Source organism: Frankia sp. CoBUL1, assembly GCF_978021245.1.
This window is the reverse complement of the sequence record NZ_CDXDOS010000163.1, coordinates 1-7,627: the sequence shown is the minus strand read 5'-3', so window position 1 is coordinate 7,627 and position 7,627 is coordinate 1. Positions and strand designations below refer to the sequence as shown.

The 7,627-nt window shown below is 70.0% G+C and carries 7 protein-coding genes and 1 pseudogene; 6 read left to right on the top strand and 2 right to left on the bottom strand.

Annotation, left to right across the window (positions count from 1 at the left end):
* Window positions 1-461 precede the first annotated feature (461 nt).
* The 4 genes from AC08OX_RS12365 (at window position 462) to AC08OX_RS12350 (ending at window position 4,378) form a co-directional block, all read left to right on the top strand.
* The gene (locus AC08OX_RS12365) at window positions 462-1,148 is read left to right on the top strand and encodes a hypothetical protein (RefSeq protein WP_476607959.1); all 687 of its coding nucleotides are present in this window, start codon (window positions 462-464) and stop codon (window positions 1,146-1,148) included.
* Between the two features lie 144 nt (window positions 1,149-1,292).
* Window positions 1,293-1,823, top strand: a complete 531-nt coding sequence (locus tag AC08OX_RS12360) for a hypothetical protein (protein WP_476607958.1) — start codon at window positions 1,293-1,295, stop codon at window positions 1,821-1,823.
* 298 nt (window positions 1,824-2,121) lie between these two features.
* Window positions 2,122-3,288 (top strand): HAF repeat-containing protein, encoded by a 1,167-nt coding sequence (locus AC08OX_RS12355; protein ID WP_476607957.1) that lies wholly within the window; start codon window positions 2,122-2,124, stop codon window positions 3,286-3,288.
* 307 nt (window positions 3,289-3,595) lie between these two features.
* Complete coding sequence (locus AC08OX_RS12350; protein WP_476607956.1) at window positions 3,596-4,378, top strand: enoyl-CoA hydratase/isomerase family protein; 783 nt, start codon at window positions 3,596-3,598, stop codon at window positions 4,376-4,378.
* 80 nt (window positions 4,379-4,458) lie between these two features.
* Here the strand turns inward: AC08OX_RS12350 and AC08OX_RS12345 are convergent, their stop codons facing one another.
* On the bottom strand, window positions 4,459-5,586 hold the full coding sequence (locus AC08OX_RS12345; RefSeq protein WP_476607955.1) for a phosphotransferase enzyme family protein: 1,128 nt from the start codon (window positions 5,584-5,586) through the stop codon (window positions 4,459-4,461).
* On the opposite strand from AC08OX_RS12345, the pseudogene AC08OX_RS12340 reads away from it, so the two are divergent.
* Window positions 5,482-5,991 (top strand): annotated as a pseudogene (locus AC08OX_RS12340) (NADPH-dependent FMN reductase); the annotation flags it as partial. The gene AC08OX_RS12345 and the pseudogene AC08OX_RS12340 overlap by 105 nt on opposite strands.
* 420 nt (window positions 5,992-6,411) lie before the next feature.
* On the opposite strand, the gene AC08OX_RS12335 reads toward AC08OX_RS12340, so the two are convergent.
* On the bottom strand, window positions 6,412-6,537 hold the full coding sequence (locus AC08OX_RS12335) for a hypothetical protein (RefSeq protein ID WP_258165189.1): 126 nt from the start codon (window positions 6,535-6,537) through the stop codon (window positions 6,412-6,414).
* A 720-nt stretch (window positions 6,538-7,257) separates the two neighbouring features.
* Here AC08OX_RS12335 and AC08OX_RS12330 point away from each other — a divergent pair.
* Window positions 7,258-7,602, top strand: coding sequence for a hypothetical protein (locus tag AC08OX_RS12330; protein ID WP_476607954.1), 345 nt, complete (start codon window positions 7,258-7,260; stop codon window positions 7,600-7,602).
* Window positions 7,603-7,627: the final 25 nt, after the last annotated feature.

Below are 7,627 nucleotides of genomic sequence, written 5' to 3'. Positions count from 1 at the left end.
AGTGGGGACGAGGACGGGGGGATGGACCGGGACGGGGACGGGGACGGGGAGATGGACTCCGACGACGTGCCGGTCGACGTCCCGGGACTGACCACCGCCGTGGCGACGCCGGCCCCGCTGACCAAGAAAAACACAACGACAAACACCGTCGATACCAGACCGCGCGACGGCCGTGGCACGAATCGACCAGATACTCGCTGGCCAGACACCAGAGCGCCCCCCGGGTGCGGCTGGCAACACGCCCGTTGCCGGCGGCCTGCCCCGGACCGGCGGAGACAACGTGATGCACGTTAGGCGGAAGTCCCGCCCTACGACGATCGATAGGATAACAGTCGCGTTGCCGGTCATCCGGGCCACGGGGAGAAGCGGTGAATGTCAGATTACCGACGGGGAGGTCGGCGCGGGAAAGTATTTTCGTCGCCGTTTGCCTGACGGCGTGCCTGAGTTGGCTCATGTTACCCATGGCGTCTCCGGTCCATGCGGCGGACGGCGGCGGGGTGGAACTCGGCGTCACCGTCGACGGTCAGCCCCTCGGTGAGGACCACGTGGTCCTCGAAGCCAGTGCGGTCGCCCGCGTGGTGGTCAGCGTGCAGAACCTGACCCGGTCGAATGTCCCCGTCGACTCGGTACGGCTGAGCGGAACCGTGCCCGGCCTCACCTTCTTCGACTACGACACCCGGGTGCGCACGACCATCCCGGCCCGCGGATCGGCGAACTGGACCGTCGACCTGGATGTGCGCGACCTCGACGGTCGGGCCACCGGATTGATGCCGGTGGAGGTGGCGATCCGGGGCGCGGACCTGCACACAGTGGCCAGGGTGTCGGGAACCGCCGACATCCACGGATCGCTGTTGTCCATCTACGGGCTGTTCGGCCTCGGGCTTGTCGTCCTGATGGGGCTGCTCTGGGCCGTCGCGTTGCTCCCGCTCGGTCGCCATGCGGTGCCGGCCACCTGGTGGCAGCGCGGCCTGCGGTTCGTGCCCGCCGGCTGCGGGGTCGGTCTGTTCGTCATCTTCGCGCTTTCAGCCACTCGGCTGCTGTCGCCCGGCATCCCCAGTGATTTCGGCATCACCATCACGGCGACCGCCGTCTGCTTCGGGCTCGGAGCCCTGCTGCCCCAACTGGTCCCGACGACGAGGCGCGGCTGACCCCACCGGCCGTCCACGGCCTACGCGACCGCCTCGTGGTGCCCTCGGCGTGATGCGACGCGACGCGCCGGAGCCGCTTAGAGGACGACGTCACGACGTCAGGGCACCATCGCAGTCGACCGGCGGACCTTCCGAGGAGACCACGTGACCGATCACCTGCGAACCTTGACCGCAGGCCCCGCCCGCCCCGGCCTTCTCGAGGGTCGACGGGCCGCGCATCGGCGCGGTGGGCGCCGGGCTGCCGCGGTCATGGCGACGGGCACGGTGATCCTCGCCCTCACCGCCGCGTGCGGCGGCACAACCACCCCGACGCCACGGCCCACGCCGAACGCGCCCGCTTCGGTGTCGGCCAAGCCGTCCCCGACCGGTCCGTTGACGAGCGCGGGAACCGCCGGCGCGACGAAGGTGACGGTCACCGAGACCGAGTTCGTGATCAAACTTTCCCGGAACACGTTCACCCCGGGCACCTACACCTTCGTCACCCAGAATGCCGGACACGTGACGCACGCGCTGAGGATCGAGGGGCCCGGCCTGCACGAGGCCACGACGAAAGACCTCGCACCGGGTGAGTCCGAGGACCTCACCGTGACCCTGCAGCCGGGTACCTACGAGCTGGACTGCCCGGTCGACAACCACGAGTCGCTGGGTATGAAACTCGACATCACGGTGTCCTGAGCCGTCCCCACCATCTGGGTGGAGTCGACTGACGCCCACGTCAGCGCACCGCTCGCCGGCCGGCGCCCGCGACGTTCCGCGCCTCGCGGCCGCAGGCGGGGCGTGTCATTCATTGACAAGTTGACTACAGATCGACACCATCCGGCTTCATTTAGTAATCAATTGACGGGGTGCCAGCCGGTCCTCCGTCCAGCCATCCCGACCCGATCCGGCGCCAGGATCCTGGCGACCGAACCCGTGCGACGGCGCCCCGGCGGCCACGACGACGGTCGGGAAGGCCTGACCAGGGAGGTCGGCCGTGCCGAGCAACCGGAGAACATTCGTCCACCTAGCGGTCATGGCCGCAGCCGCCGCACCGTTGTCCCTCACCGGGCTTCCCCCGGCCCTGGCGGCGCCGGTTCCAGAACCACGACCCGACCCACGCCAGACGACGCCGGCCGGGGTCGGCATTCCCGGACCGGGCAGTCCCGGCTCGCTGACCAGTGGCAACAGCCGCGGACTCTACGTTGGTCACTGGGACAGCAGCGCGTACAGCGCCACGGGCTTCCTTTGGCGCGACGGCACCGTGCATGTCCTCAACGGCAGCACAGAGCCGAAGGCGGTGACCGAGGAAGGCCTGGTCATCGGCGATTTCGTCAGCCACTACGACCGGCAGGCGTTCCGGCTGGAACACGGAACCTCCCTGCCCCAGGGTCTGGGCTACCTCGGCGGCACCCACACGGCCGGCGGCTACAGCAGCACCGCGGTGGCGGTCAACCGCGCCGGGGTCATCGTCGGCACCAGCACCACCAACGCCGGTACGTTCCATGCCTTCCGGTGGGCGGACAACCACCTGCAGGACCTGGGTACGCTCGGCGGCCCGAGCAGCTCCGCCGTCGCGGTCACCAGCGCCGGGGTCATCGCCGGCAGCAGTGACACCGCCGCCGGCCCATCCCGCGCCTTCCGCTGGTGGAGAGGCACCCTGCACGACCTGGGTACCCTCGGCGGCCCGTCAAGCACCGCGGTGGCCGCGAACGACGCCGGGCAGATCGTGGGCTACAGCGACACGGCCGACGGGCACACCCACGCCTTCCTCTGGGAACGCGATCGTCTGATCGACCTCGGTACGCCGCCCGGCGACACCGAATCCTGGGCGATCGGGATCAACAACGCCGGCCAGGTCCTCGTCCTGAGCCGCGGCTCATCGAACCATGCATTCGTCTGGTGGCACGGCCAGCGCACGACCATCAGCGTGCCCAGCGGCGACTTTGGGGTGACCGCCATCAACGACCGGGGAACCGTCGCCGGCACGGCGAACGGGCACGCGTTCCGTTGGCACGACGGCCGTTTCACCGATCTCGGCACGCTGGGCGGGCCGTACAGCGACGCGAACGCCATCACCCCCACCGACGTCGTCCTCGGTTCCTCGGTCCCGGCGGACTCCCCGATTCCGCTCGCGACCTTCTGGCCGGCCCCCGGCCGCTGACGCGGCGGCTGTCCGGTCAGCACAGCACATTGAACACCGTGAGCATGATCTAGCCGGTAAACAGAAGAGCACCACGTCGAACTCGTCGTCAGGGAACGGGAGGTCAGCCGCGTCCGTCTCCGTTCGCTCCAGGCTCAGTCCGCTCACACCAAGCCCAGTCCAGGCCCGGTCCAGGCCCGGTCCAGGCCCAGCCCGTGACGCGACCCGCGAGGCGTTTTCGGTCAGGATGGACGATGTCGGACGGAGGAGACCCCGCCGGCACGGCGGACCGCCGGCACCAGCACGGACGACCCGACGGAGGATCATCATGAGCGAGTCCGGAGACATCACGGTACAGACCCTGCCCGGCCACGTCGCCGTCGTCGAGGTCTGCCGTCCGCCGCACAACTTCTTCGACGTGCGCCTGATCCAGACCCTCGCCGACATCTACGACAAGCTCGACGCCGACTCCGACGTCCGTGCCGTCGTGCTGTGCTCCCAGGGCAGGAACTTCTGCGCCGGAGCCGACTTCTCCGGCGCGAGTGCGGCCGAGGCGATCTCGGCGGACGAGGGGGCGCAGGCCCTCTACCGCGAGGCGCTACGGCTGTTCGCCTCCCCGATACCGGTCGTGGCCGCGGTGCAGGGCAGCGCGGTCGGCGGCGGGCTGGGGCTCGCGCTGTCCGCGGACTTCCGGGTCGCAAGCCCGGACAGCCGCTTCGCGGCGAACTTCTCCCGGATCGGGCTGCACCAGGGCTTCGGCATCTCGGTGACCCTGCCGGCGGTCGTCGGCCGGCAGAAGGCGCTCGACCTGCTCTACACCGGTCGCCGGGTTGGTGGGCAGGAGGCGTTCGGCATCGGCCTCGCCGACCGGCTCGTGCCGAACGCCGAGCTGCGGGAGGCCGCGGTGGCGCTGGCCGGTGAGATCACCGCCGCCGCGCCGCTGGCCGTGCGCAGCATCCGGGAGACGATGTGGGCGGATCTCGTCCCCGTCATCCGGGCGGCCACCGAGCGGGAAACCGCCGAGCAGGCCAGGCTGCGGGCCACCGAGGACTTCGCCGAGGGGGTGCGCGCCTCGACGGAGCGCCGCGCGCCCCGTTTCACCGGCCGCTGAGTGGTCCGGGCGGGCCGGTCCTCGGGGATTTCGGGCGGGCGGGACGAGCCACCGGTCAGGCCTGGCCGCAGGCCGCCGCCTCAGCCGGCGAGGAACCGCCCGCCCAGATAGGCCTCGGCCAGCTCGCAACTGTCCCGGGCGTACTCGGTGGCACTCGGCACCGCGTCCGAGTGCGGATGGGTACCCAGCCAGGCCACCAGGAGCAGCCGGCGCAACAGGACGAAGGTAGGGATCATCGCTACGTCGTCCGCGGTGAGCAGGCGCTGGCGCTGGTAGGCGGCCAGCCAGGCGGCCACCAGGTCGCCGGCCTCGTCGAGGTGCTCGATGAAGGACAGCGACGCGGCAAGATCCCAGAGGTACCAGCCGAAGCCGCAGTCATCGAAGTCGATCACGCAGACGTCCCCGGTGGACGCGTCCCGGGGTACCAGGAGGTTCGCCAGCCGCATGTCGGCGTGGACGAGCCCGAACCGGTCCGGCCCGGTGCCGAAGGCGGCCAGGCGTGCCTCGATGTCGGCCGCGGCCCGGCTCAGCAGGCCCAACGCCGCGCGGCCGTCCCCCCGCGGGCCGTCCCCCGGCGGGCCGGGGTCGTCGGCCAGCGCGGTGACCAAGCCCTCCGACCAGCTCCCCCACCGGCCGGCGTCGCCGAGCATGCTCCGCCAGGTCCACTCGAAGCGGGCGAAGGTAGTCGGGCGGGACCACTCCCGCGCGTGCCGGTGCAGCCGCGCGGTGATGTCCCCGAGCTGCCCGAACGCGCCGCGCAGGGACATGGGGTCCGTCGGTTCCGGTGAACGTCCGTCGACCCATTCGAACAACACGGCGTGCCGCTCGGCACCACCCGGCCCAGCGGGATCCGGCCCAGCGGGATCCAGCGAGGCGGCACTCGGGGGGAGGGTTCCGGTCGCGGCCACGGTCGCCACGGGCCCACCCGCCCTCGTCGGCACGACCGGCGGCGTCACGACCACGCCGTCGGCGCGCAGGGCAGCCACCCACGCCAGCTCCCCGTGAATCTCGACGAGAGTGTGGTACCCGGGCCGGTGCAGCCGCAACGCCCAACGCCGGCCGGTCGCCGGGTCGTCCACGCGGTAAGTGACGTTCTCCGAGACATGCAGCAGGCTCGCCCGCGGCGACGGGCCGAGATCATAGGCGGCGAGGACGTCACCGAGGACGCCATCCAGCCCCACCAGCCCGTCGACGGAGGTCGCGCTCACCGTACGACCGCCGGTCCGGGCGAGATGGCGTCCCCGTGGGAGGACGTGACCCCGCGTACCGCTCCGGCCTGCTTGAACCCTTGCCTGAACCCTGTTTCACCAGGGGAAATGGTCCGCATCCATCTTGTTTGCCGGAGTCGGCGGGCCACCGTCAAGGAACCGGGCCCGGCCGCACCCACCGTCGAAACCCATCATCGAAGAACCACCGCCACGGCGAGAGCACGGCTACGGCGAGAGCACGGCTACGGCGAGAGCGACGACGCGCCCCAGCCTGCCGTGGCCGAACTGCGCGCGCAGCTCACAGCGGCCGACGCCGTGCTGTTCCGCACCCCGCAGTACGCAGGCGCGCTACCCGGAAGCTTCAAGAACCTGATCGACTGGACGATCGGCGGCGGGGAGTTCTACGGTAAGTCCGCTGCCTGGGTCAACGTGGCCGCCCCGAGCCGGGGGAGGGGTGCCCGAGCCGAGCTGGGGGACGGTGCTGGACCAGGTGGCTGCCAACGTCAGCGCGTCGGCCTGCGCGTCGTTTCCCGTGGCAAGGGAGGCCATCGGTCCGGACGGCACGGTGAGCGACCCACGGGTGCGTGCCGGACTCGCCGAGGTTCTGCGGGCCGTCGTGCACCACCTCGGCCTGGCAGACACGGCAGGCACGGCAGATGTCGCAGGCACGGCAGATGTCGCGGCGGGGTGGGCCCATCGCGGCCCACCGGCGACCGACCCGGACGGCCGACCACCGATGGACCCGCGTGTGGGACACCGATCTTCCCTCCCTTGCGCCCTGCGCGGCGTCTCACCCGGACAGGTGACCCGCCGCGGCCGGACACGTCAGTTCGGGATGGGCTGGCAGTTGGGTTGCGGGACGGGTGGGTAGGGAGGGCAGGGCGTGCCGGGCGGCTGGCAGCCCGCGCCGGTGGTGAGCAGACCGAGCGTGACGGCGGCTCCGATGGTCACCAGAATGCGACGGACACCGACAGCTCGCCCGGTTCTTCTCTTAACGGGTCGACGCATATTTGAACCTCTCTCGCGTCTCTCACGTGTTCTCCGATCCGCTATTCCCTACCAGAACTTCCCCACTCAATGACAACGGCGCGCCGAGCCCTTCGATTCCGTTCCACGTTTACGTATTCCCGTCCGGATTATCGGGCCGCGCATCGGGCGGGCAGCCGGGCCGGTGAGAACCCGATGCGGTTGACACCGGAACGCCCCTGCCCGTCCAACCATCGATGACAACATTCACAAGATGGGAGAACCGATACATCTGTGTCGAACCGGCGCAAGTCCGGGCGGCGGTCACGCCTGCCGTTGACCGCTATTGACCGCCGTTGACCGCTATTGACCGCCGTTGACCGCCGTTGACCGCCATCCGGGAGGACCAGTCCAGTTACCGACCATTGCCCGGGAGCACGGGCCGGATGACCGGCTGCGTCCACATTCACCGGGGGTGCCCGCAAGGGGTATCCGCATACCCCGGATGGGCTCATGCTTCCGGTCCGGTGGAGATGTTCCCGTAGGACCTGACCACTCAGCGTACCGGGCCCCTAGTATCCTCGGGCCGGGATGACAGATTTCTGGAAATACAGCACGGAGGAAACCATGCTCCCCTCACCGGGCAGGTCGGTGTGCCGCCCGCACCTCGATCTGGTGCCCGTCCTTACCGACGACTCCGGGGCTATGGGGGATGCGGCGCAATCCGTTTCGGCCCGTACCCGGCACCCGTCCCGCCGCGCCGTATCCATCATGGTCACCGCAATACTGCTCATTCTGTTCTCAGCGTTGCCTGCCGGCGCCATGATCCGCCGTCCGACGTATCATCCACTCCCGGTGACCAACGTTTCGTACGAGACCGGCGCGGTGAGCGGCGTCGGGCGGCAGACCGACCTGACAATCACTGACAAAGGACCGGGGATCCTGCACGTCCAGTCAATCTCGGTGGACGGTGAGCGCCTCCTGGATCAGAACTCCCACCTCTGGATCGCGTCAGTGCGACGTCAAAGTAGGTACGGCGTGGCGTATTGAGTTTGTGGTCGGTTACTGCTACGGG